The organism is Streptomyces sp. NPDC088350 (assembly GCF_044753545.1).
GTDB lineage: Bacteria > Actinomycetota > Actinomycetes > Streptomycetales > Streptomycetaceae > Streptomyces.
The window spans coordinates 34,841-56,820 of the sequence record NZ_JBIVNL010000018.1 but is presented as its reverse complement, the minus strand read 5'-3'; the positions used below and the strand labels follow the sequence as shown (position 1 = coordinate 56,820).

Here is a 21,980-nt window from a genome sequence, read left to right as displayed (position 1 = left end):
GGTACGGAAGGGACGAAAGGGGGCATGCGTGACCCGGAGCACGGGAAAGGGAATCAGCCACCGCGGAACGGGTGGTGGGCCGCGGCACCAAGGGCTCGCGGGGCTCCGGATGTGGTCAGCGACAGCTGGCTGTGGTCGACCGGAGCAAGTCCACGTACAGCCGCCGCACGAGCAGCAGCGTCTTCATAAACAGATCATGAGAATGATTTCGGCCATTGGTCAAAGGGGTGGAAGCGGTTTCTCAGCAGGTGAGACAACGACTACGTCACACCGGGTCCGTTCACCGGCGGCGGTTACCATCGAGGAACCGGCTCCCGACCCGGCACAGTGAGGCCCCGATGACGACACTTCGCGCGACGACACCATGTATGACCTGCACACGGTGCTGTCCCGACGCACGCTGTCCCGGCTGACCCGCTCGCCGCCGCCGTCGCCCCGCCGCCTCCGCTTCTCCTTCCCGCCCGCCCGATGCCCGTCTCGATATTCGGACATCCCTCCCACTTTCCGGAGTTGCTCCCATGACCCTGCTCACCACCTGGTCCGAGTCCGGCCCCGAGGCCCTCGTGCGCCGCACCGCCGACCCCGTCGAGATCGCCGCCGCGCTCGCCCCCCTCGGTGTGCGCTACGAGCAGTGGCCGATCCGCGAGGACGTCCCGGCCGACGCCGACAGCGACACCGTCTTCGCCGCCTACGGCCCGGAGATCGACAAGCTGAACGCCGAGGAGGGCTTCACCACCGTCGACGTCCTCGGCCTGCACCCCAGCGACGACCCGGAGTACCCGGCGAAGGCGGCGGGCGCCCGCGCGAAGTTCCTCCAGGAGCACACGCACGACGACGATGACGAGGTCCGCTTCTTCGTCTCCGGCTCCGGCATCTTCTACCTGCACGTCAACGGCGAAGTGCACGCCGTCTACTGCGAGAAGGGCGACCTGCTGGGCGTGCCGCGCGGCACCACCCACTGGTTCGACATGGGCACCAGGCCCGCGTTCACCGCGATCCGCTTCTTCCACGAGGAGGACGGCTGGGTCGGCAACTTCACCGGCTCGACGATCGCCTCGCGCTTCCCCGACTACGACACGATCGACGCGGGCTACCAGCGGGACAAGGCCGCCGCGTGAGTTCGCCGTTCGACGTGGACGCCGTGGTGCTCGACATCGAGGGCACCACGAGCGCCACGGGTTTCGTCGTCGACGTGCTGTACCCGTACTCCCGCTCGCGCTTCGCCGCGCTGCTCACCGGGCGGGCCGACGATCCGGCCGTGTCCCGGGCGATCGCACAGGTCCGCGAGCTGACCGGCGACCCGGACGCGGACGCCGTACAGATCGAGAAGACCCTCAACTCCTGGCTCGACGAGGACCGCAAGGCCACCCCCCTCAAGACCCTCCAGGGCATCATCTGGTCCGAGGGCTTCGCCCGCGGCGACCTCGTCTCGCACTTCTACGACGACGTCGTACCGGCCCTGCGCGCCTGGCACTCGGCGGGCCTGCGCCTGTACGTCTACTCGTCCGGCTCTGTGGCCGCGCAGCGGGCGTGGTTCACGTCCAGCCCCGAGGGCGATCTGCTGCCGCTCGTCTCCGGGCTCTACGACACGGAGAACGCCGGGCCCAAGCAGGAACCGGAGTCGTACCGCCGTATCGCGGCGGCGACCGGCATCGAGCCGTCCCGGCTACTCTTCCTCTCCGACCGGCCCGGCGAGCTGGACGCGGCCGTCGCCGCGGGCTGGCACGCGGTGGGTGTACGGCGGCCGGGAGAGCCGTATTTCGAGCAAGGTGTCGGCGACCACGCGCAGGCGGGGGCGTTCGACGAGATCGACATCACCAGTTCAAGGAGCACCACGTGACCAGCGAGATCAGTGACCTCGGCCTGAGGGGGGCGGGGGCTCAACTCGCCGCCGAGTCCGCCCGTTTCGCCTCGTTCGGCTGGATGCGGGGGACCTCCGGCAACTTGTCCGTGGTGGTGGGCCGGGATCCCCTGCGGCTGGCGGTGACGGCCAGCGGGCACGACAAGGGTGAACTGACTCCGGACGATGTGGTGTTGGTGGACTCGAAGGGTGCCGCCGTTCGTGGTGGCAAGCCGTCCGCCGAGGCCGAACTCCACGCCCGTGTCGCCGCGTTGACCGGTGCGGGGGCGGTTGTCCATGTGCACACCGTGGCGTCCGTCGCCATGGGGCGGCGTGCGCCGGGCGGGATCGTGTTCAAGGACGTCGAGATGCTCAAGGGTGTCGGTCAGCCTGCGCATGATGTCGAGGTGACCTTGCCTGTCATCGCCAACAGCCAGGACATGAAGGTGTTGGGGGATCGGCTGGAGGCGGCTCGGGATCCTCGGATGCCGGCCGTTGTCGTCGCCGGGCACGGGTTGTATGTGTGGGGGGCGGATCCTCGTCAGGCGCGGCATCACACTGAAGTGGTGGAGTGGCTGCTGGAGTTGGAACTGACGCAGGGCTGAGCTCTCTGCTCGAACCGCGGGTCCGGTGGGGGCTGGTCGCGCAGTTCCCCGCGCCCCTAAAAACAGGGGCGCGGGTGCTTGCCTACTTCAAGTGGTCGGCCGGGAGTTCGCCTGCCGAGACTTCCAACACGCCCCGCTCCGTGACCAGTCCGGTCACCAAGCGGCCCGGGGTCACATCGAACGCGGGGTTGTGGCCGCGCGACTCCGCCGGAGCCGTCCTTACCCCCGCCCACTCCAACACCTCGGCCTCGCCGCGGAGTTCGATGTGGATCTCGTCGCCGGTCTTGGTGGAGAGGTCGACCGTGGTCGTCGGGGCCGCCACCAGGAACGGGATGCCGGCGTCCGCGCAGGCCAGGGCGACGCCCACCGTGCCGACCTTGTTCGCGGTGTCGCCGTTGGCCGCGATGCGGTCGGCGCCGACGATGGCCGCGTCGACCTCGCCGCGCAGGATGGTGCCGGCGGCGGCGCCGTCGGCCTGGACGTAGTGCGGGATGCCCTCCTGGACCAACTCCCAAGCCGTCAGGCGCGATCCCTGAAGGAGGGGGCGCGTCTCATCGGCGTAGACGACCTCCACCAGGCCACGCGCGTGCAGTTCGCGGATGACTCCGAGTGCCGTGCCCCAGCCTGCCGTGGCCAGCGCGCCCGTGTTGCAGTGCGTCAGAAGCCTCAACGGCCGCTCCACGCCCACCTTCTGGACCAGCCAGTCCGCGCCGAACGCGCCCATCGCGCGGTTGGCGGCGACGTCCTCGCGCTGGACGGCGGCGGCCTCTTCGAGCACCGCGTCGAGTCCTTCGCCGAAGCGGGTCATGACCCGGTCCACGCAGACCATGAGGTTGACCGCGGTGGGCCGGGCCTCGCGGACGCGGGCGACCGCCGAACGTACCTCGGCCTCGGTCCAGCCCTCCCGCTCGCCCTCGATGACCGCGAGCGCGACGCCGTATGCGCCGGCCGCTCCGATCGCGGGCGCGCCGCGCACCACGAGGCGCTGGATCGCGTCGACCAGGGTGTCCACATCGTGGACGGTCATCGTCTCGTTGCGGTGCGGGAGGAGGGTCTGGTCGATCAGCGCGAGACCGCTTCCGGTCCAGTCGACCGCACGCAATTCCTGGGACATAACGGGACACTCCTGCTGTTCCGATGGTGTCGGACACCGTACATGACCTTGGAGAACCACAGTTCGAGACAGTCGAGCAGGTGTCTCAAAACGAATGTTAAAGTCCAGCACCCGCAGCCCGAAGGCCGAGACGAAGGAGGACGTGTGCTGTTGACGATGCGCCGTTTCCTCGATCACGGCCGCTGCGCGAGCGACTGCTGTCGACGCTGACCTGTCCCTCTCGCGTCCGCCCCTGTCTCCTCTCGTCTCACCATCTGGTCGCACGCGCTCCCGCCGGAGCGCGCCTTGCCGTAGCCCCGGAAGGTCCTCATGCTCCGCAGATCACGTCGTACCGTGCAGCTCGTCGCCGTCACCACGCTCATGGTCACCGCCGCCACCGCCTGCAACGCCGCCGCGAAGACCGACGCCTCGGACAGCGCGAGCGGCAGCAGCGGGAAGTCGTTCACGCTGGTCACGCCGGACGCGATCGGGCAGAACGAGTTCCTGAAGCTCGCCGTCACCGGTGTGAAGGCCGCCGCGAAGACGCACAACGGGACCGAGAAGGTCTACGAGTCCACGGACACCGCGTCCCAGCAGCAGAACGTGCAGGCCGCCGTGGACGCAAGCCCGGACGTGATCGTGCTGGTCGGCTTCGAGTTCGCCGACATCGTCGCGCAGCAGGCCAAGGCGCACCCCAAGCAGCAGTTCCTGATGATCGACGCGTGCACGACGAAGACGTTCACGAACGTCACCTGCGCTGTGTTCCGTGAGCACGAGGGTGTCTACCTCGCGGGCGCCGAGGCCGGGCTGCTCAGCAAGAGCGGCAAGGTCGGCGCGGTGGACGTGCTCGACACTCCCCAGTTCCGCCGCTACAGCGACCCGTTCGCGGCCGGCGCCAAGAAGGTCGCCGCCAAGACGTCCGCGTCGACGCGCTTCGTCGGCGGCCAGTCCCCGTTCGACGACTCGGCGCGCGCCAAGGAGCAGGCCAACTCCCTGCTCTCCAAGGGCACCGACCAGATCATGGCGGCAGCGGCGGCCGGCAACTACGGCGTCTTCGAGGCCGCGAAGGCCAAGGGCGCGTTCGCGTACGGCGTCGACGTCAACCAGTGCGTCTCCTCCCCCGGCACGGTCGTCGACAACGTGATCAAGAAGACGGACGTCGCCGTGGAGAAGGGCGTCGAGCAGGTCCTCGCGGGCAGGACGGGCACCTCGGTGTCGTACGGCCTGAAGGAGGGCGGCATCAGCCTCACCGGTCTGGAGGCGGGTGTCGACTCGTCGAAGTGCGTGATCGCCCAGCACAAGGACGTCCTCGCGAAGGTCAAGGCGCTGCGCGACCAGATCGTGTCCGGAGAGCTGAAGGTCGATGACCCCGCGGCCGGCTAGTACCGAAGTCGCTGTCGAGCTCCGGGGAATCACCAAGCGGTTCCCCGGCACGCTCGCCAACGACTCCGTCGGCCTGACCGTCCACCGGGGCGAGATCCACGCCCTGATGGGCGAGAACGGCGCCGGCAAGTCCACCCTCATGGCGATCCTCTACGGCATGGAGCGCGCCGACGCCGGGTCGATCCGGATCGACGGGCGCGAGGTCACGTTCGGCGACCCCAGCGCGGCGATGGCCGCCGGGCTCGGCATGGTCCACCAGAGCTTCAAGCTGTTCGACTCGCTGACGGTCGCGGAGAACGTCGTCTACGCCGCCGAGCCGCGCCGCTTCGGCCTGGTGGACCGGGCCGCGGCCCGCCGCCGGGTGCGTGAGCTGGCCGAGGAGCACGGGCTCGCCGTCGATCCGGACGCCCGGGTCGGCGACCTGCCGGTCGGGCTGCGCCAGCGCGTGGAGATCCTGAAGCTGCTGCACCGCGGCGCCCGCACGCTGATCCTCGACGAGCCGACCGCCGTGCTGACACCGGCCGAGGCGGACGCCCTGTTCGCGGTGCTCAAGTCGCTGGCGGCGCAGGGTCGTACGGTGATCCTTGTCACGCACAAGCTGCGCGAGGTCCTCGAAGGCAGCGACAACGTGACCGTGCTGCGGGACGGCCGGGTGGTCGCCCGCCTGGTCACCGCGGAGACCTCCGCCGACGAGATCGCCGCCGCGATGACCGGCCGCGCGGTCGACCTGGACCGCGTCCACGCGCCCGGGACACCCGGTGACGTGGTCCTCGACGTGAAGAACCTCACCACGGACTCCGTCCACCATGTAGGACTCGCTGTCCACGCCGGGGAGATCGTCGGGATCGCGGGCGTCGCGGGCAACGGCCAGAGCGAGCTGATCGAGGCCCTGGCCGGGCTACGGCCGGTCGCATCCGGACAGGTCAGTCTCAAGGGACAGGACATCACCCACGCCTCGGCCACCGAGCGCCGCGCGCGGGGCCTCGCCTACGTCCCCGAGGACCGGCACGCGGTCGGTACGGCACCGGCGGCGTCCGTCGCGGACAACCTCGCGATGGGCCATCACCGAACGTCCCTGTCCACCAAGGGACTTCTGCCGCCCGCGTCCGTACGCGCCCACGCCGGGCGGCTGATCGAGCGGTTCGGCATCAAGGCGGCCACCCCCGAGGTACCGGCTTCCGCACTGTCCGGCGGCAATCTGCAGAAGCTGCTGATCGGCCGCGAACTCGCCCATGAGGCACCGCTGTTGCTCGTCGAGCAGCCCACGCGCGGGGTCGACATCGGCGCCATCCAGAACATCCACGACCAGATCGTCGCCTACCGCGACGCCGGTCACGCCGTCCTCCTCGTCTCCGCCGAACTGAGCGAGATCCGGGGCCTCGCGGACCGGGTCCTGGTCATGTACGAGGGCCGGGTCACGGCGACGTACACGAAGGACGAGGCGGACGAACGGGCACTGGGACTCGCCATGGCAGGCGGGGCCGCGGCGCCGGCGGAGGCCGTCGACTGACATGACACGCACACGTATATCGGGCGCCCTGCGCTCCCCCATCACCTTCTCCGTGCTCGCGGGCCTGGTCATCGGCGCCCTGTTCCTCCTCGGCACCGGCGCGGACCCCGTCACGGCCTACGGCGCCGTCCTCACCGGCTCGCTCGGCGCGGACGGCATCGGCTCCACGCTGAGCACCGGCACCAGCGTGCTCGGCATGGCGCTCGCGCTGGCGATCCCGCTGCGCGCCGGGCTGATCAACCTCGGCGGCGACGGACAGATGGTCCTCGGCGGCATCACGGCGGCCGTGACCGGCCTCTACTCCCCGCTGCCGGCACCGCTCACCGTCGCACTGGCGCTGCTCGCGAGCATGGCGGTGGGCGCCTCGTACGCCGCGCTGGCCGCCCTGTGCGAGAACCGCCTCGGTGTTCCGCTCCTGGTCAGCAGCCTGTTGCTGAGCTACCCGGCGGTGTCGCTCGCCTCCTACCTGGCGCGCTACCCCCTCAAGGAACCCGGCTCCAGCCTCCCCCAGACCCGGGCGATGCCGGACGGAGTGGCACTGCCCGCGTTCGGCGACTCGACGGTCACCATCGGACTGATCCTGGTGGTGCTCGCGGCAGCCGCGTACTGGTTCACGGACAAGCGCACGGCGTTCGGCTACGAGATCCGCATGACCGGCCTCAACTCCCGTTTCGCCGCCTACGCGGGCGTCGAACGCCGGGGCCTGACGCTCAAGTTGATGTCCGTCTCGGGCGCGCTGGCCGGACTCGTGGGCGCCATAGGGGTGTTGAGCTTCCCGTACCGCTTCGTCGACGGCTCGCTGACCGCGCCCGGCTACACCTGGACGGGTCTGACAGCGGCACTGCTGGCAGCCGCCGCGCCGCTCGGGACAGTCATCGCGTCCTTCTTCTTCGCCGTCCTCGCGGTCGGCGGTCTCGCGATGGAGCGGACGACCGAGGTGCCGCGCGAGCTGACACAGGTGCTCCAGGCCATCGTGATCGTGTTCCTGGCGGCGCGACTGCGCTTCCCGACGAAGTGGTTCAGCAGGCGTACTCAGGAAAGCGGGGCCGCGTGATGTTCTTCGACTCCGATCTGCTGATGTCGGCGCTGCGCGCGCTGACCCCGATCCTGCTGGCCGCGCTCGGCGGTGCCCTCTGCGAACGCGCGGGGGTCTTCAACATCGGCCTCGAAGGCATGATGCTGATGGGCTGCTTCACCGCGGTGGCCACGAGCTGGTTCACGGGCAGCGCCTGGCTCGGCGTGCTCGCGGCGGCCCTCGCGGCAGCCGCGTATTCGTTGATCCTCGCCGTGGGCGCGGTGACTCTGCGCGGGGACGCGGTGGTTCTCGGAATCGCCATGAATCTCCTGGCAGTTGGCCTGACCAGCTTCCTGCTGCGTACGGTCTTCGGTGTGCAGGGCACTTTCGACGATCCGTCACTCGCCGGGCTGCCGTTGGTCGGTGGCTTCACCCCGCTCGCGTATCTCGCGTTCGTCGCGGTCGCGGTGGCCGCGCTGATGCTGTCCCGGCATGTGTGGGGGCTCAGGCTGCGCGGGGTCGGTGAGGCACCGGACGCGGCGGCGACGCTCGGGGTGAGCCCGGCGAAGTACAAGTACGCGGCGGTGCTGGTCTCCGGTGTCCTGTGCGGGCTCGCGGGGGCCCAACTCGCGCTCGGCAACGTCACGTTGTTCTCCGAGAACATGACGGCGGGCCGGGGCTGGATCGCGGTCGTCGCGGTCATGCTCGGCCGCGCGGCACCCGTCGGCGTGCTGCTCGCCGCGCTGCTCTTCGGTCTCGCCGAGGCCGCCGGCTTCCGCCTCCAGGGCGTCGGCCTGCCCCAACAGGCCACCGACGCCGCGCCGTACGTCGTGACCCTCGTCGCCCTCTTCCTCTCGACGGCCCGCCGCCGTCGCCGTACCGTCAACTCCCCTTCCGGAGCCACCACATGACGCAGGACCTGCTGCCCATCACCCGCATACCGAGAACCGGGCTTCCGGCGCACGCGGTCGTCGTCGGCGACCCGGCGCGCGCCGCCGCCGTCGCCGCGCTGCTCGACGGTGCCGAGGAGGTGTCCCACCACCGCGAATACCGTGTGTTCAGCGGGAGTTGGAAGGGCCTGCCGGTCGTCGTCGCCTCGCACGGGGTGGGCGGACCGGGTGCGATCCTGCTCTTCCAGGAACTGGCGGACGCGGGGGTCCGCACCTTCCTGCGCTTCGGCACTGCGGGCGCGATGAAGCCTGGCATCGGCGACGGCGACCTGGTGATCGCCGAGGCGGCCGTACGGGACGACGGTGTCACCCAGCAGCTCCTCCCGCCGGAGTACCCGGCCGTCGCCGCCCCCGAGGCGGTCCTCGCCCTCCAGCGCGCGGCCCGCGAGGCCGGCGCCCCGCACCACCGGGGCATCGTCTGGACCCGGGCGGCCTTCCAGCCCGGACTGATCCCGCTCTTCTCCTACGACGGTGCCGGGCTCGCGGCGATCGAGATGGAGCTGTCGGCGCTGCTGGTGACGGCCTCGCTGCGCGGTCTGGTCGCGGGTGGGGTGCTGGTCGTCGACGGTGCCAACGCCGATGAACTCGTCGACGCGGAGACCACCGGCGGGTACGACCCGCACCGGGACGTCGTGGCGGCCGGTGTCGAGCGGGGCGCGGTGGTCTCGCTGGAGGCGCTGCGGCTGCTGGCGGAGGAATCCGGGGAGTTCGCGGCATGAGCATCGACCTGTTGGTGCACGGCGGTGACGTGCTCACCGTCGACGAGACCGGAACTGTCGTACGGGACGGGGCGGTTGCCGTCCACGAGGGCGAGATCGTCGCCGTGGGACCCGCCGAGGAACTGACAGCACGGTTCACGGCCGACGAGTCCATTGACGCCGAGGGCTGTCTCGTCCTGCCCGGACTCATCAACACGCACACGCATCTCGCGATGACGCTGCTGCGCGGTCGCGCCGACGACGTGACGCTCCAGGGCTTCCTGGAGCGGGTGTTGAAGTGGGAGGCCGAGCTGCTGGCGCCGAGGAACGTGGCGGCGGCGGTACGGCTCGCGGTGGCGGAGAGCGTGCGGGCCGGGGTGACCTCGGCGCTCGACATGTACTGGTTCCACGAGGCGGCCGAGCAGGCGGCCCGTGAGGCGGGCTGGCGGCTGCACACCGGGCCCACCTTCATGGACGTACCGGAGCCGCCGGACGGCATCGCGTACGAGGACCGACTGGACTGGGCGCGACGGGACTTGGCGGCGCGGGGCGAGGCACGCCCCGGCCGGCGTCCGATCCTCTTCGCGCACTCGACCTACACCCTGGCCCCCGACCAGCTCGTCGACATCGCCGCCCTGGCACGGGAGTTCGGCGCGCTGCTGCACATCCACGCGGCGGAGAACCCGACCGAGGTCGCCACCGTCGAGGTCAAGTACGGCAAACGGCCGGTGGAGTTGCTCGACTCACTGGGGCTGCTGGGTCCCGATCTGCTGCTCGCGCACGCCGTGGATCTCACCGGTCCCGAGATCGCGGCCCTTGCCCGCACGGGCACGTCGGTGGCCCACTGTCCGGTGTCGAACCTGAAGTTGGGCTGCGGGATCGCGCCGGTGCCGCGGCTGCTGAGCGCGGGCGTGACCGTCGGTCTCGGCACGGACGGGGCCGTCAGCTCCAACTCGCTGGATGTGCTGGGCGCCGTACGACAGGCCGCGCTCGTGCACAAGGCGGGCGGCGACCCGACGGCGGTCGGTGCCGAGCAGGCCGTACGGATGGCGACGATCGAGGGCGCGCGGGCGTTGGGGCTCGGGGAGCACCTGGGGTCTCTGGAAGTCGGCAAGCGGGCCGATCTGATCGTGCTCGACCTGGGCGCGCCGCATCTGCGGCCCCTGCACGACCCGTGGTCGACGCTCGCGTACGCCGCGCACTCGGCGGACGTGCGGGACACGGTCGTGGACGGCCGGGTGCTGATGCGGAACCGGACACTCGGCACGCTGGACGAGCAAGCGGTGGTCGCGGAGCTCGAATCACTTGCCTGAGCTGTGGATTTCCACTCCCGTTCAGCCCACTGAACCCTCATAATGTGCCTGATACATCGGATGTCTGAGCAACAGGGAGGCCGGCCATGGCAGTCACCGATGAGGCGATCGAGAAAATCAAGGGAATGATCGTCTCCGGCGCGCTGCGTCCCGGGGACCGGCTGCCGAAGGAGAGCGAACTCGCCGCGGAACTGGGCCTGTCCCGCAACTCCCTGCGGGAGGCCGTGCGCGCCCTGTCACTGATCCGCATCCTGGATGTGCGGCAGGGCGACGGCACGTACGTCACGAGTCTCGATCCGCAACTCCTGCTGGAGGCGCTGAGTTTCGTCGTGGACTTCCACCGCGACGACACGGTGCTGGAATTCCTGGCCGTACGGCGGATTCTGGAGCCCGCGGCGACGGCGATGGCGGCCCTGCGGATCAGCGAGCAGCAACTGGACGCGCTCTCCGCGCAGTTGGACGCGCTGGGCGGGGCGCCCTCGGTGGAGGAACTGGTCGCGTGCGACCTGGAGTTCCACCGGGGCATCGTGCAGAGTTCCGGCAACTCGGTGCTCTGCTCGCTGCTCGACGGTCTGTCCGGGCCGACCACGCGGGCCCGGATCTGGCGCGGCCTGACACAGGAGGACGCGGTGAGCCGGACCCTGCACGAGCACCGGGCGATCCTGGGCGCGCTGCGCGACCGGGACGCGGAGGCGGCGCGGTCGTGGGCGACGGTGCACATCGCGAGTGTGGAGCAGTGGCTGCGTTCGACCCTGTGATCGAGCGGACCGGCCCGCTGATCCATCGGAGGAGTGACCGGCCGGGATGGGCCCGCACAGGTTGGCGATCTTGTGTGTTCGAGCCTCTCGGACGGGGCAGGCATGGGGTCACTCCCCCGTGCAAGGGGGCTGCGGGCGCCCCCGTCGGACGCCGTAAGGTTGGGGCGTACGCGAGGGCAGATCGGAAGGAGGCGCTGGGTGATCGAGCTGGAGGGGGTTCCCGAGCTGATCGACCCAGTGATGGTGGCCGCGTTCGAGGGCTGGAACGACGCCGGCGACGCCGCCTCCACCGCGGTCGCGCATCTGGACAGGGAGTGGAAGGGCGAGGTGTTCGCGGCGCTCGACGCCGAGGACTACTACGACTTCCAGGTGAACCGGCCCACGGTGTGGATGGACGCCGGGGTGCGGAAGATCACCTGGCCCACGACCCGCCTCTCGGTGGTCCGGGTCGGCGGCGAGAAGCCGCGCGATCTCGTACTCGTCCGAGGTATCGAACCGTCCATGCGCTGGCGCTCGTTCTGCAACGAACTGCTGGGCTTCGCGCACGAGCTGGGCGTGGAGCTGGTGGTGATCCTGGGCGCGCTGCTCGGTGACACCCCGCACACACGTCCGGTGCCGATCAGCGGGACCACGTCCGACGCGGACCTGGCCCAGCGGATGGACCTGGAGGAGACGAAGTACGAGGGTCCCACCGGGATCGTCGGCATCCTCCAGGAGGCGTGCACGCACGCGGGCGTACCGGCCGTCTCGCTGTGGGCGGCGGTGCCGCACTACGTGTCGCAGCCGCCCAACCCGAAGGCCACCCTGGCGCTGCTGAACCGCCTGGAGGACCTGATCGACGTGCGCATCCCGCTGGGCGAGCTGCCCGAGGACGCGCGTGCCTGGCAGGTCGGCGTGGACCAACTGGCCGCCGAGGACAGCGAGGTCGCCGAGTACGTGCAGACGCTGGAGGAGGCCCGAGACACCGCGGAGCTGCCGGAGGCGTCGGGCGAGGCGATCGCCCGCGAGTTCGAGCGCTATCTCCGACGCAGGGACGGCGGCGGCAGTCCGTCGCCGGGTGGGCACGCCACGGCGGACGGGAGTGACAGCGCGTCGTATCTGCGCGACAACCCCGGCGGCCGTACGAAGCCGACGAGGCCCGCGAAGCCGGACACGGAGCCCGAGGCCGGGCCCGAGGCGGACGACGAGGACTCCTCCGAGGAGTGAGTCCGTCGGTCAACAGGGCGTGGAACAGGGGCGGTTCCTCTCACCGGAGAGGAACCGCCCCTGTGCTGTCCGCCGTTGCTAGAGCGCCACGCCCAACAGGGCGTCCACCGCGCGCGAGACGACGCCGGGGGCGCCCTCGTCGCTGCCGCCCCGGTCCTGCTGGACGGCCGCCCAGCGGTCGACCGCGGCGAGCGCGGCCGGGGCGTCCAGGTCGTTCGCGAGGGCTTCGCGCATCTCCTCGACGAGCTTCAGGGCGGACGGGCCGTCGGGGCGGGAGACGGCGGCACGCCAGCGGCCGAGCCGGGCGACGGCGTCCTCCAGCACCCCGTCGGTCCACTCCCAGTCGGCGCGGTAGTGGTGGGCGAGCAGGGCGAGCCGGATGGCGGCCGGGTCGACGCCCGCGCGGCGCAGCGCGGAGACGAAGACCAGGTTGCCCTTGGACTTCGACATCTTCTCGCCGTGCAGGGCGACCATGCCGGCGTGGACGTAGGCCTTGGCCATGGGGAACTCGCCGGTCAGCACCTGGGCGTGCGAGGCGCCCATCTCGTGGTGCGGGAAGGCGAGGTCGGAGCCGCCGCCCTGCACGTCGAAGCCCATGCCAAGGTGGTCCAGGGCGATGGCCACGCACTCGATGTGCCAGCCGGGGCGCCCTTGGCCCAGCGAGCCGCCGTCCCAGCTCGGTTCGCCCTCGCGGGCGGCCATCCAGAGCATCGGGTCGAGCGGGTTCTTCTTGCCCGGGCGGTCCGGGTCGCCGCCGCGCTCGGCGGACAGCAGTCGCATCGCGGCGGCGTCGAGGTTCGAGACCTTGCCGAAGTTCGGGTCCGACCCGACGGAGAAGTAGACGTCGCCTTCGAGTTCGTAGGCGGCACCGGCGTCCCTGAGGCGCTCGACGAGCGGCACGATGCCGGGTATCGCCTCGACCGCGCCGATGTAGTGCTTCGGGGGCAGCATGCGCAGGGCGGTCATGTCCTCGCGGAAGAGCGCCGTCTCCTTCTCGGCGAGGGCCACCCAGTCGACGTTGTCCCGCTCGGCGCGCTCCAGGAGCGGGTCGTCGACGTCGGTCACGTTCTGGACGTAGTGAACCTGCCGCTTGGTGTCGAGCCACACGCGCTGCACGAGGTCGAACGCGTTGTAGGTCGCCGCGTGCCCCATGTGGGTGGCGTCGTACGGCGTGATGCCGCACACGTAGATACGGGCGACGGGACCGGTGTCAGGGGTGACCAGACCGCCGGTCGCGGTGTCGTGGATCCGGAGGTCGCGGCCCTTGCCGGGAAGGGCGGGGACCTCAGAAGCGGGCCAGGCATACATGTCATGAGCGTAACCGGACGGATGTTCCGCATACGAACCGGACCAGGCCGGATGACCGGGAAGGCGCTCTTGCGCGGTTCCGGCCGGTGTGCCGCTACACCGGTGGCCACGGAATGGCCGGCCACTCCCCGCTCGGCTCGGGATGCTTCCCGGACTCCAGCAACGCGTCGACACGCGCGCGCGTGGCACCCAGTTCCACGGCGGTGATCAGCTCGGCGAGCCTCGCGGCGAGCCCGCCACCGGCCCCCAGCGCCTCCCTGAGCCCCTGGAGGACGTCGACGGCCTCCGGAGTGAGCGGCTCCCCCGCCCAGCCCCACAGAAGGGTGCGCAGCTTGTTCTCGGCGTTGAAGGTGACGCCGTGGTCGATGCCGTACAGGCGCCCCTCGTCGGCGGGCAGCAGATGGCCGCCCTTGCGGTCGGCGTTGTTGATGACGGCGTCGAGGACGGCGAGCCGGCGCAGCCGCTCGTCGTCGGCGTGCACCAGGAGGGCGGTCTTCCCCTCGGCGACCTCGGCGAACCCGATGGCCTTCCAGCCCGCTTCGGGCTCCTCCGCGTCGATCAGGGCCAGCAGCTCGGACTCGGCCGCCGCCTCGATCCACAGCTGGCACATGCCCTCGCCGTACGGCCCGTCGCGCAGCACGGTGGTCGGCACGAGGCCCCAGCCGGTCGCCTCGGACACCTCGTAGGCGGCGACCTCGCGCTGGGCCAGGTTGCCGTCGGGGAAGTCCCACAGGGGCCGCTCCCCGGCAATGGGCTTGTACACGCAGGACGCCTCGCGGCCCTCGTACGCCACGGAGCAGTACAGCACCGCGTTCGACGCCTCGCGGATGCGTCCGCGCACTGTCAACTCACCCTTGGCGAGCAGCTCGGCCGTGGTCACGCTCCGCGGCGGTATCCGTTCTGGCGCGGACATACGTGTCCTTCCGGGTCGAGCGGGAGGCTGCACAGCGGGCACGGGGGCCGGCCGGCGTTGACGACGTCGAGGGCCCGCTTGGCGAAGGCGCGGGCCTGGGCGCCGGTGAGGCGGACCCGCAGCATCGGGGGTCCGTTCTCCTCGTCCTGGAGCAGTCGCTCCTCGGCCTCGGCGAGGTCCTCGTCGGTGTCGGCGTCGAGTTCGACGAGGGCCTGCGCCTCGACGATCATGCGCTGTTCCTCACCGTCCCAGGCGAGCGCCATCGTGCCGACGCGGAACTCCTCCTCGACGGGGGTCTCCAGCGGGCGGGTGTCGGAGATCTCGGTGGGGGTGACGGCGGGGACGGCCGCGTTGCCGCCGCTGCGGCGTACGACCTCGTCCAGAAGCTCGTCCATGCGCTCGGCGAGCGCGGCGACCTGTGTCTTCTCCAGGGCCACGCTGGTCACCCGAGGGCCTGCGGCGGCCTGGAGGAAGAACGTACGGCGCCCGGGCAGACCGACCGTACCGGCTACGAAGCGGTCCGGCGGGTCGTAGAGGAACACCTGACGGGACACGTCCTGTCTCCATTGGAATCGACTGCTGACAAGTGCGGCGCTACTGCGACCGCTTCACCCTACTGCGGCCGACGATCACGGTGCGCCCGCGCCGCCCCCGACCGTGGCCTCGTCGCCCGGGGGCTCCTCGCGCGGTGCCAGGGAGGCGAGATCGCCGGTGTCCCCGAGCCGTACGAGAAAGGGCCTGAGACGGGTGTAACGGATCGCGGTGATGGAACACGGTTCTACGGAGATCCGCTGGAAGAGGTCCAGATGAAGTCCGAGTGCGTCCGCGACAAGGGACTTGATGATGTCGCCGTGCGAACACATGACATAGAGGGCGTCGGCGCCGTGATCGCGCTCCACGCGCGCGTTCCACTCGCGTACGGCCTCGGCCGCGCGGGTCTGCATCGACCGCATCGACTCGCCGCCGGGGAATGCGGCGGCCGACGGGTGCGTCTGGACGACCTCCATCAGGGGCTCGTCCATGAGTTCGGCGAGCTTGCGGCCGGACCAGTCGCCGTAGTGGCACTCCCCGATCCGCTCCTCGGTGTGCGGCCGCAGGTCGGGGCGGGCGTCGAGGAGGGGCTGGAGGGTCTCCCGGCAGCGTTGCAGGGGGCTGGTGACGACCTCGGCGATCGGGAGCGCGGCGAGCCGTCCGGGGAGCGCGGCGGCCTGGGCGTTGCCGCGCTCGTCGAGGGCGACGCCGGGTGTCCAGCCTGCGAGCACTCCCCCGGTGTTGGCGGTCGAACGTCCGTGCCGGACAAGGATCAACGTGGGCATGCCGCCAAGGGTAGGCGCACGCCAAGGTGCGGCTTCTGCCGGACGGCGGGAGAATACGCACCGTGATCGTCGACTACGCCATCTACCGTGACGGACGCCGGACGGAGGGGCCCGGCGACTTCTCCGACGGCCTGGACCACTGCCGGCGGGTGGGCGACGCCTTCGTCTGGATCGGCCTCTACGAGCCCACGGAGAAGGAGTTCGACAAGGTCACCCAGGAGTTCGCCCTGCACCCGCTGGCCGTCGAGGACGCCCTGACCGCGCATCAGCGGCCCAAGCTGGAGGTCTACGACGACTCGCTGTTCATGGTCCTCAAGCCGGTGGGCTACGAGGCGGACGACGACGTGGTCACCTCCGGCGAGGTCATGGTCTTCGTGGGCGACTCCTTCGTGGTGACCGTCCGGCACGGCGAGGAGGCCCCTCTGGCGGCCGTACGGCACCGTCTTGAGGAGGAGCCGGAGGTACTGCGGCACGGGCCCACGGCGGTGCTGTACTCGATCGCGGACGCGGTGGTCGACCACTACGTGGACGTGGCGGGCGAGTTGCAGACCGACCTGGAGGAGCTGGAGGCGGCGGTGTTCTCGCCGGCCGGCGGCGGCTCGCGGACCACGGCGTCGCGGATCTACACCTTCAAGCGGCAGATCCTGGAGTTCCGCCGGGCCACCGGACCGCTCGCGCAGCCGCTGGCCCGGCTCGCGGGCGTCGGCCCCGCCGGAGACCGGGTGCCGTTCGTGCACGACAAGGCACGGCCGTTCTTCCGGGACGTGAACGACCACCTGATGAAGGTCAACGAGTCCGTGGAGGGCCTGGACCGGCTGGTCTCGGACGTCCTGTCGGCGCATCTCGCGCAGACCAGTGTCCGCCAGAACGACGACATGCGGAAGATCTCCGGGTGGGCGGCCATGGCCGCGGTCCCCACGATGATCGCGGGCGTCTACGGCATGAACTTCGACCACATGCCGGAGCTGCACTGGCTGTGGGGGTATCCGGCGGTGATCCTGCTGATGGCCGCCCTGGAGGTGGCGTTGTACCGGACGTTCAAGCGGCGCGGCTGGCTGTAGGGCCTGCGCGAACCAGCTAGGTGACGACGTCCTGGACGGTGAGCGGACAACTCCGCCAAAAGGAGGACTGCCGATGTCGCGACGGGGGCGTAACCGCACGGGCCGCCGCGCGTTGTTCCCCGTGACGGCCGTGGCGGGGAAGACCCCCCGAGCCCCCACCACGGCCGTAGAAAACCTCCGTACGGCGCGGTCCCGTTACGCGAGTCCCGCGCGCTCCAGGGCCTCGGTTCCGGCGCGGAGCGCGGCGATCCGCTCCTCCAGGGTCCAGCCCGCGGGGGCGAGCGTCAGGGTGGTGACACCGGCCGCCGCGTACTCCTTCATCCGGTCCGCGATGCGGTCCACGGAGCCCAGCAGCGTCGTCTTGTCGATCAGGTCGTGCGGGATGGCGGCGGCGGCGCCGTCCTTGTCGCCGGCCAGGTACTTGTCCTGGATCTCGGTCGCCGCCTCCTCGAAGCCCATGCGCCGGGCCTGCTTGTTGTAGAAGTTCTGCTGCCGGCTGCCCATCCCGCCGACGTAGAGCGCGGTGTACGGCCGGAAGGTGTCGGCGAGCTTCTCGACGTCCTTGTCCTCGCCGAGGGCGAGCGGGACCGTCGGGACGATGTCGAAGCCTTCGAGTGTCTTGCCGGCCTTCTCGCGCCCGGCCCGCAGGTGCCTGACGGCGGTGTCCTCCAGGTGCTCGGCGGACGGGAAGATCAGCAGCGCGCCGTCGGCGATCTCGCCGGTCTGCTCCAGGTTCTTCGGGCCGATCGCCGCGATGTACAGCGGGATGTGCTCGCGCTCCGGGTGCACGGTCAGCTTGAGGGGCTTGCCCGGGCCGCCGGGCAGCGGCAGCGTCCAGTGCTCGCCGTCGTACGACAGCCGCTCCCGGGTCATCGCCTTCCGTACGATCTCGACGTACTCACGCGTGCGTGCCAGCGGCTTGTCGAACTTGACCCCGTACCAGCCCTCGGAGACCTGCGGGCCCGAGACGCCGAGGCCGAGGCGGAAGCGGCCCCCGGAGAGGGAGTCGAGGGTCGCGGCGGTCATCGCGGTCATCGCGGGCTGGCGGGCCGGGATCTGGAAGATGGCCGAGCCGACGTCGATGCGCTCGGTCTGCGCGGCGACCCAGGTGAGCACGGTGGCCGCGTCGGAACCGTAGGCCTCGGCGGCCCAGCACACGGCGTAGCCGAGGCGGTCGGCCTCCTGGGCCACGGCCAGATTGTCGCCGTCCATTCCGGCACCCCAGTAGCCGAGGTTGATCCCGAGCTGCATGGCAGACCCCTTACCCATCAGTAACGTCGCTGTTGTGCCGACCCTAGCGCGAGGCGGTCCGGGTGGACAGGAGGGGTGCCGGTGAGTGGTCACGGAGCGTGCCGCGCGACCCACTGTGGATCATCGTGCGAATCGGTTGTCCACAGGCCCCCACACCGCAGGTTCAGGCCAGTAATCTCGGCGTTCATGGAGCAGAGGCATCTCGGCCGTACCGGCCTTCGTGTGTCCCGGATCGGACTCGGCACCCTCACGTGGGGGCGCGACACCGACGAGCATGACGCCGCGGACCTCCTGAAGGCGTTCTGGGAGGCCGGCGGCACCCTCGTCGACACGGCGGACGTGTACGGCGACGGCGAGGCCGAGTATCTGCTCGGCCGGCTCATAGAGGGGCTCGTGCCGCGCCGGGATCTGGTCATCTCGACGAAGGCGGGGAGCGTACCCGACCCCGACCGCCGCTTCGACGGCTCGCGCGGCCATCTGCTCGCCGCGCTGGACGCCTCGCTGGCCCGCCTCGGCACGGACTACGTCGACGTGTGGCACATCCACGCCTTCGACCCGTTCACCCCGCTGGAGGAGACCCTCCAGGCCCTCGACCTGGCGGTCGGCAGCGGGCGGGCGCGGTATGCCGGCGTCTCCAACTACTGCGGCTGGCAGCTGGCCAAGGCGGCGACCTGGCAGCTGGCGGCGCCGGGCACGCGGACGCGGCTGGCGAGCACGCAGCTGGAGTACTCGCTGTTGCAGCGGGGCGTGGAGCGCGAGGTGCTGCCGGCCGCGCTCGACCTGGGCATCGGGCTGCTGCCCTCCTCGCCGCTCGGGCGCGGGGTCCTCACCGGCAAGTACCGGCACGCGACCCCGGCCGACTCGCGCGGCGCCTCCGCACACATGGCGCCCTTCGTCGCGCCCTACCTCGACGACACGGCGACCCGCATCGTGGACGCCGTGACGACGGCCGCGGACGGGCTCGCCGTGACGCCCCTCCAGGTCGCCCTCGCCTGGGTCCGCGACCGGCCCGGGGTGGCCGCCCCGATCGTCGGCGCGCGCAACGCGCAGCAGCTCACGGCCGCGTTGTCAGTGGAGGCGCTTAGTCTTCCTGACGAGATCTGCCGAGCGCTCGACGATGTGTCGGCGCCTCTGCACCGCTATCCCGATCACGACTGGAGCACGCTGTGAGCACGGACCCGGAGACCACGGAGACCTCGCCGGCCGAGGGCACGGAGGCCATACAGGGCACCGTGGCGGATGCCGCCGAGGACACGGGCACGGACGCCGGCGAGGGTGCCGGGGACGCGGACGCGGAGGGCACCGAGAGCGCTGAAGGCACCGAAGGCACCGGTGAGACCGCGGCTGCCGCCCCCGAACTGTCCGAGGCCGCCGCCGAGTTGCTCGCGCAGCGGCTGGAGCGGGAGCGGATCGAGCGGCGGAAGGCGGAGAAGGCCGGGCCCATCGTGGCCGGGACCAAGCTCAGCGGGACGGCCGCCGAACTGCTCGCGGCGGTACGGGCCGTGGAGAGCGGCGAGAAACCCGTGCTCACCCCCTTCGCCGAGCCGGAGCCCGCCCCACGCCCGTCAGCCGCCCCGGAGGCGGTGCGGCGCCCCCAGCCCGTCGCGGTCGCGCCCGGCGCCCCCGCGACCGAGACCGTCGAGTCCGTACGGCGGGTGCTGGCCGAGGGCGGCGCGCCCGAGACGCTCGCGGCCCAGGTCGCGGAGGTGCTCGGTGAGATCGCGGACGAACAACTCCGCGAGGATCCTTGGCAGTTGCTGCGCGTCCCGGGTGTACGGCCCGAGCAGGCCGACGGGTTCGCGCGGGCCCTGCTCGGCGCCGAGTGCGCGCCGGACGACGAGCGCCGGGGCCGGGCGGTCATCGGCTGGCTCCTGGAGCAGGCGGCCCTGGCCGGGCACACGGCCCTGGAGGCCGCGACGTTGACGGCCGCGCTGGCCAAGCAAGGTGTGCCCGACCCGGACGCGGCGACGCAGAGCGCCATCGCGGAGGGTGAAGTGCTGGTGTTCCAGGACGCGTTGGACGAGCCCGCGGTCCCGGTGCAGCGCACGGACGACGCCGACGACGAGGACTCGGTGGCCGAGGAACGTCCGGTGCGGGTGCTGATCGGCCTGGAGCGGTACGCGCTCGCCGAGGAGAGCCTCGCCGACGGGCTGGCCAGAATCATCAACTCGATGCCGAAGGAGGACGGTTCGGCGGCGGAGTGGGAGCTGGCCGGTGCCGCCAAGGGGTCCACCGGCGAGCTGATCCGCGCGGTCGCGGGGCACGGCCTGGTGCTCCACACCGGCGGGGAGGCGTCCCTCGAAGAACCGGCGGCACTGCTGCGCGCGGCGGCGGGCTTCGGGCTGCGCGTCTGGGCCGCCGCCCACAGTCCGGTCGGGCGGGAGCGGTTCACCTCGCTGCTGACGCGGTCCACGGAATCAGGGAACACCTCGTCCGGCGAGCCGGAAAACACCGAGCCGGGTGACGCCCCCCGCGCGGCCACCGTCGCCGGGCTCCTGTCGGGTGCCGAAGGGCCCGGGCGGGACGCGGACGGCGCCCTGGACCTGGATCTCCTCGTCGTACTCGACGCGCCGCAACTCGACGTCGAGACCGGGGCCCTGCTCACCGAGTCGCTGCCGGACGGCGCGCGGCTGGTGCTGGCCGGGGATCCGGCGGTGCTGTGGTCGGCGGGCCCGGGGCGGGTCTTCGCCGATCTGCTCGCGGCGCGGGCCTGCCCCCACATCGTCTCGCGGCGGCCGGACCCCGGTCCCGTGGGCGAGCTGGTCTCGGGCATCGGCATCGGCGAGCTGAACCAGGTGGAGGCCCCCGGCAAGGAGGTCGTGATCGTGCCGGTGCGGGACGCCGGCGAGGCCGTGCACCGGACCGTGCAGCTCGTCGCCGACTCGGTGCCGCGGGTGATCGGCGTCCCGGCCGAGCAGACGGTGGTGATCACACCGGGGCACGGCGGCGCGGCCGGCACCCGTGCCCTCAACGTGGCGCTGAAGGAACGGCTCAACCCGGGCCCCGGCCGCTTCGGCGGCTTCGACCCCGGCGACCGGATCGCGTACTCGCCCGCCCCGGGCCGTACGGTCCCCGGTCAGGTGGTGAACGCCGACGCCGAGGGGCTGCGTCTGACGTGTGCCGGCGGCCCCGTCGTCGTACCGAAGGAGCGGGTGGAGCAGTCCGTGCGGCACGGGTGGGCGCTGACCGCGCACCAGGCCGTCGGGGCGCGGTGGCCCGCGGTGGTCGTGGTGCTGCCCGGGGACGCGGCGCAGGCTCTCAGCCGGCCCTGGGTGTACACGGCGTTCAGCCGGGCGGACCGGCATCTGTCCGTGGTGCACGGCGTGGATCAGGCGCTGCCCCGGGCCGTCGCCGAGGTCCCGGCGAAGCCGCGTACGACCCGGTTGCCGGTCCTGCTGCGACCGCAGGTACCGGCGGAGGTCTGAGCGGAGCGGCGGGCAGCCGCAGACACGGCACGGAGAGCTGAGCCGACACTGCGAGCAGCCGAGGACACGGCACGGAGAGCTGAGCCGACACTGCGAGCAGCCGAGGACACGGCACGGAGAGCTGGGTCGGCACTGCGGGCAGCCGCGGTCATGTCACAGAGGGCTGAGCCGCCGGCCGACGGCCACGGGCACTACTCGGAGGTCCGAGGCGGGGACGACAAACGGCCGCGGTCGCGTCACGGGGGCCGAGTCGGACGACAGACGGGGGGGGGGGGGCCCCGGGGGGCGGGGGGGGGCGCCGCCGCCCCGGGCGGGCCCCCGCGGGGGGGGGGCCC

Annotated in this window: 20 protein-coding genes; 14 read left to right on the top strand and 6 right to left on the bottom strand. The window is 71.5% G+C overall.

The window, feature by feature from the left end; all coding sequences use genetic code 11:
* The first annotated feature begins 518 nt into the window (after positions 1-518).
* The 3 genes from ACIQBL_RS43630 to mtnB are packed head-to-tail and all read left to right on the top strand — an operon-like array spanning position 519 to position 2,445.
* On the top strand, positions 519-1,118 hold the full coding sequence (locus ACIQBL_RS43630) for a 1,2-dihydroxy-3-keto-5-methylthiopentene dioxygenase (protein ID WP_401953352.1): 600 nt from the start codon (positions 519-521) through the stop codon (positions 1,116-1,118).
* Positions 1,115-1,840, top strand: coding sequence for an acireductone synthase (gene mtnC, locus ACIQBL_RS43625; RefSeq protein WP_401953349.1), 726 nt, complete (start codon positions 1,115-1,117; stop codon positions 1,838-1,840). The genes ACIQBL_RS43630 and mtnC overlap by 4 nt, the downstream gene beginning before the upstream one ends.
* Complete coding sequence (gene mtnB / locus ACIQBL_RS43620) at positions 1,837-2,445, top strand: methylthioribulose 1-phosphate dehydratase (RefSeq protein WP_401953346.1); 609 nt, start codon at positions 1,837-1,839, stop codon at positions 2,443-2,445. The genes mtnC and mtnB overlap by 4 nt, the downstream gene beginning before the upstream one ends.
* Before the next feature lie 82 nt (positions 2,446-2,527).
* On the opposite strand, the gene mtnA is transcribed toward mtnB, so the two are convergent.
* Entirely contained in the window at positions 2,528-3,559 is a 1,032-nt protein-coding gene (mtnA, locus tag ACIQBL_RS43615) for an S-methyl-5-thioribose-1-phosphate isomerase (protein WP_401953342.1), read from the bottom strand.
* A 309-nt stretch (positions 3,560-3,868) separates the two neighbouring features.
* On the opposite strand from mtnA, the gene ACIQBL_RS43610 reads away from it, so the two are divergent.
* The 8 genes from ACIQBL_RS43610 to ACIQBL_RS43575 all read left to right on the top strand — a co-directional run bounded on the left by ACIQBL_RS43610 (position 3,869) and on the right by ACIQBL_RS43575 (position 12,371).
* On the top strand, positions 3,869-4,921 hold the full coding sequence (locus ACIQBL_RS43610) for a BMP family ABC transporter substrate-binding protein (protein ID WP_401953339.1): 1,053 nt from the start codon (positions 3,869-3,871) through the stop codon (positions 4,919-4,921).
* Positions 4,902-6,431 (top strand): ABC transporter ATP-binding protein, encoded by a 1,530-nt coding sequence (locus ACIQBL_RS43605; RefSeq protein ID WP_401953336.1) that lies wholly within the window; start codon positions 4,902-4,904, stop codon positions 6,429-6,431. The genes ACIQBL_RS43610 and ACIQBL_RS43605 overlap by 20 nt, the downstream gene beginning before the upstream one ends.
* Before the next feature lies 1 nt (position 6,432).
* Positions 6,433-7,485: an ABC transporter permease gene (locus ACIQBL_RS43600; RefSeq protein ID WP_401953333.1), complete on the top strand. Its 1,053-nt coding sequence runs from the start codon at positions 6,433-6,435 to the stop codon at positions 7,483-7,485.
* Positions 7,485-8,357, top strand: a complete 873-nt coding sequence (locus ACIQBL_RS43595) for an ABC transporter permease (protein WP_401953330.1) — start codon at positions 7,485-7,487, stop codon at positions 8,355-8,357. The genes ACIQBL_RS43600 and ACIQBL_RS43595 overlap by 1 nt, the downstream gene beginning before the upstream one ends.
* Positions 8,354-9,115: a nucleoside phosphorylase gene (locus tag ACIQBL_RS43590; protein ID WP_401953327.1), complete on the top strand. Its 762-nt coding sequence runs from the start codon at positions 8,354-8,356 to the stop codon at positions 9,113-9,115. Before ACIQBL_RS43595 ends, ACIQBL_RS43590 begins: the two co-directional genes overlap by 4 nt.
* Positions 9,112-10,407: an amidohydrolase gene (locus tag ACIQBL_RS43585; protein WP_401953324.1), complete on the top strand. Its 1,296-nt coding sequence runs from the start codon at positions 9,112-9,114 to the stop codon at positions 10,405-10,407. The genes ACIQBL_RS43590 and ACIQBL_RS43585 overlap by 4 nt, the downstream gene beginning before the upstream one ends.
* Positions 10,408-10,493: 86 nt before the next feature.
* Entirely contained in the window at positions 10,494-11,165 is a 672-nt protein-coding gene (locus ACIQBL_RS43580; protein WP_401953321.1) for a FadR/GntR family transcriptional regulator, read from the top strand.
* A 198-nt stretch (positions 11,166-11,363) separates the two neighbouring features.
* The gene (locus ACIQBL_RS43575; RefSeq protein WP_401953319.1) at positions 11,364-12,371 is read left to right on the top strand and encodes a PAC2 family protein; all 1,008 of its coding nucleotides are present in this window, start codon (positions 11,364-11,366) and stop codon (positions 12,369-12,371) included.
* 78 nt (positions 12,372-12,449) lie between these two features.
* Here the strand turns inward: ACIQBL_RS43575 and mshC are convergent, their stop codons facing one another.
* From mshC to ACIQBL_RS43555, 4 genes are all read right to left on the bottom strand, one after another.
* Positions 12,450-13,679 (bottom strand): cysteine--1-D-myo-inosityl 2-amino-2-deoxy-alpha-D-glucopyranoside ligase, encoded by a 1,230-nt coding sequence (gene mshC / locus ACIQBL_RS43570; RefSeq protein WP_401953316.1) that lies wholly within the window; start codon positions 13,677-13,679, stop codon positions 12,450-12,452.
* 94 nt (positions 13,680-13,773) lie between these two features.
* Positions 13,774-14,592 (bottom strand): SCO1664 family protein, encoded by an 819-nt coding sequence (locus tag ACIQBL_RS43565; RefSeq protein WP_401953314.1) that lies wholly within the window; start codon positions 14,590-14,592, stop codon positions 13,774-13,776.
* Positions 14,556-15,146, bottom strand: coding sequence for a DUF3090 domain-containing protein (locus ACIQBL_RS43560; RefSeq protein WP_401953311.1), 591 nt, complete (start codon positions 15,144-15,146; stop codon positions 14,556-14,558). The genes ACIQBL_RS43565 and ACIQBL_RS43560 overlap by 37 nt, the downstream gene beginning before the upstream one ends.
* 75 nt (positions 15,147-15,221) lie before the next feature.
* Positions 15,222-15,908 carry a histidine phosphatase family protein gene (locus tag ACIQBL_RS43555; RefSeq protein ID WP_401953308.1) on the bottom strand — a complete coding sequence of 229 codons (687 nt, stop codon included), beginning with the start codon at positions 15,906-15,908 and terminating at the stop codon, positions 15,222-15,224.
* A gap of 62 nt (positions 15,909-15,970) precedes the next feature.
* On the opposite strand from ACIQBL_RS43555, the gene corA reads away from it, so the two are divergent.
* Positions 15,971-16,969 (top strand): magnesium/cobalt transporter CorA, encoded by a 999-nt coding sequence (corA, locus tag ACIQBL_RS43550; protein ID WP_401953305.1) that lies wholly within the window; start codon positions 15,971-15,973, stop codon positions 16,967-16,969.
* A gap of 195 nt (positions 16,970-17,164) precedes the next feature.
* Here corA and ACIQBL_RS43545 read toward each other — a convergent pair whose 3' ends face one another.
* The gene (locus ACIQBL_RS43545; protein WP_359608322.1) at positions 17,165-18,220 is read right to left on the bottom strand and encodes an LLM class F420-dependent oxidoreductase; all 1,056 of its coding nucleotides are present in this window, start codon (positions 18,218-18,220) and stop codon (positions 17,165-17,167) included.
* 186 nt (positions 18,221-18,406) lie between these two features.
* Here ACIQBL_RS43545 and ACIQBL_RS43540 point away from each other — a divergent pair, with 186 nt between their 5' ends.
* A complete protein-coding gene (locus tag ACIQBL_RS43540; RefSeq protein WP_401953302.1) occupies positions 18,407-19,390 on the top strand; it encodes an aldo/keto reductase in 984 nt (327 codons plus the stop codon).
* The gene (locus tag ACIQBL_RS43535) at positions 19,387-21,645 is read left to right on the top strand and encodes a helix-hairpin-helix domain-containing protein (RefSeq protein ID WP_401953299.1); all 2,259 of its coding nucleotides are present in this window, start codon (positions 19,387-19,389) and stop codon (positions 21,643-21,645) included. Before ACIQBL_RS43540 ends, ACIQBL_RS43535 begins: the two co-directional genes overlap by 4 nt.
* Positions 21,646-21,980: the final 335 nt, after the last annotated feature.

Excerpts from the sequence above, each read along its gene's own strand:
- ACIQBL_RS43630 (WP_401953352.1), top strand. The coding sequence starts at position 519 with ATGACCCTGCTCACCACCTGGTCCGAGTCCGGCCCCGAGGCCCTCGTG.
- mtnA (WP_401953342.1), bottom strand. The coding sequence starts at position 3,559 with ATGTCCCAGGAATTGCGTGCGGTCGACTGGACCGGAAGCGGTCTCGCG.
- ACIQBL_RS43610 (WP_401953339.1), top strand. The coding sequence starts at position 3,869 with ATGCTCCGCAGATCACGTCGTACCGTGCAGCTCGTCGCCGTCACCACG.
- ACIQBL_RS43605 (WP_401953336.1), top strand. The coding sequence starts at position 4,902 with ATGACCCCGCGGCCGGCTAGTACCGAAGTCGCTGTCGAGCTCCGGGGA.
- ACIQBL_RS43600 (WP_401953333.1), top strand. The coding sequence starts at position 6,433 with ATGACACGCACACGTATATCGGGCGCCCTGCGCTCCCCCATCACCTTC.
- ACIQBL_RS43595 (WP_401953330.1), top strand. The coding sequence starts at position 7,485 with ATGTTCTTCGACTCCGATCTGCTGATGTCGGCGCTGCGCGCGCTGACC.
- ACIQBL_RS43590 (WP_401953327.1), top strand. The coding sequence starts at position 8,354 with ATGACGCAGGACCTGCTGCCCATCACCCGCATACCGAGAACCGGGCTT.
- ACIQBL_RS43585 (WP_401953324.1), top strand. The coding sequence starts at position 9,112 with ATGAGCATCGACCTGTTGGTGCACGGCGGTGACGTGCTCACCGTCGAC.
- ACIQBL_RS43580 (WP_401953321.1), top strand. The coding sequence starts at position 10,494 with ATGGCAGTCACCGATGAGGCGATCGAGAAAATCAAGGGAATGATCGTC.
- mshC (WP_401953316.1), bottom strand. The coding sequence starts at position 13,679 with ATGTATGCCTGGCCCGCTTCTGAGGTCCCCGCCCTTCCCGGCAAGGGC.
- ACIQBL_RS43565 (WP_401953314.1), bottom strand. The coding sequence starts at position 14,592 with ATGTCCGCGCCAGAACGGATACCGCCGCGGAGCGTGACCACGGCCGAG.
- ACIQBL_RS43555 (WP_401953308.1), bottom strand. The coding sequence starts at position 15,908 with ATGCCCACGTTGATCCTTGTCCGGCACGGACGTTCGACCGCCAACACC.
- ACIQBL_RS43545 (WP_359608322.1), bottom strand. The coding sequence starts at position 18,220 with ATGCAGCTCGGGATCAACCTCGGCTACTGGGGTGCCGGAATGGACGGC.
- ACIQBL_RS43540 (WP_401953302.1), top strand. The coding sequence starts at position 18,407 with ATGGAGCAGAGGCATCTCGGCCGTACCGGCCTTCGTGTGTCCCGGATC.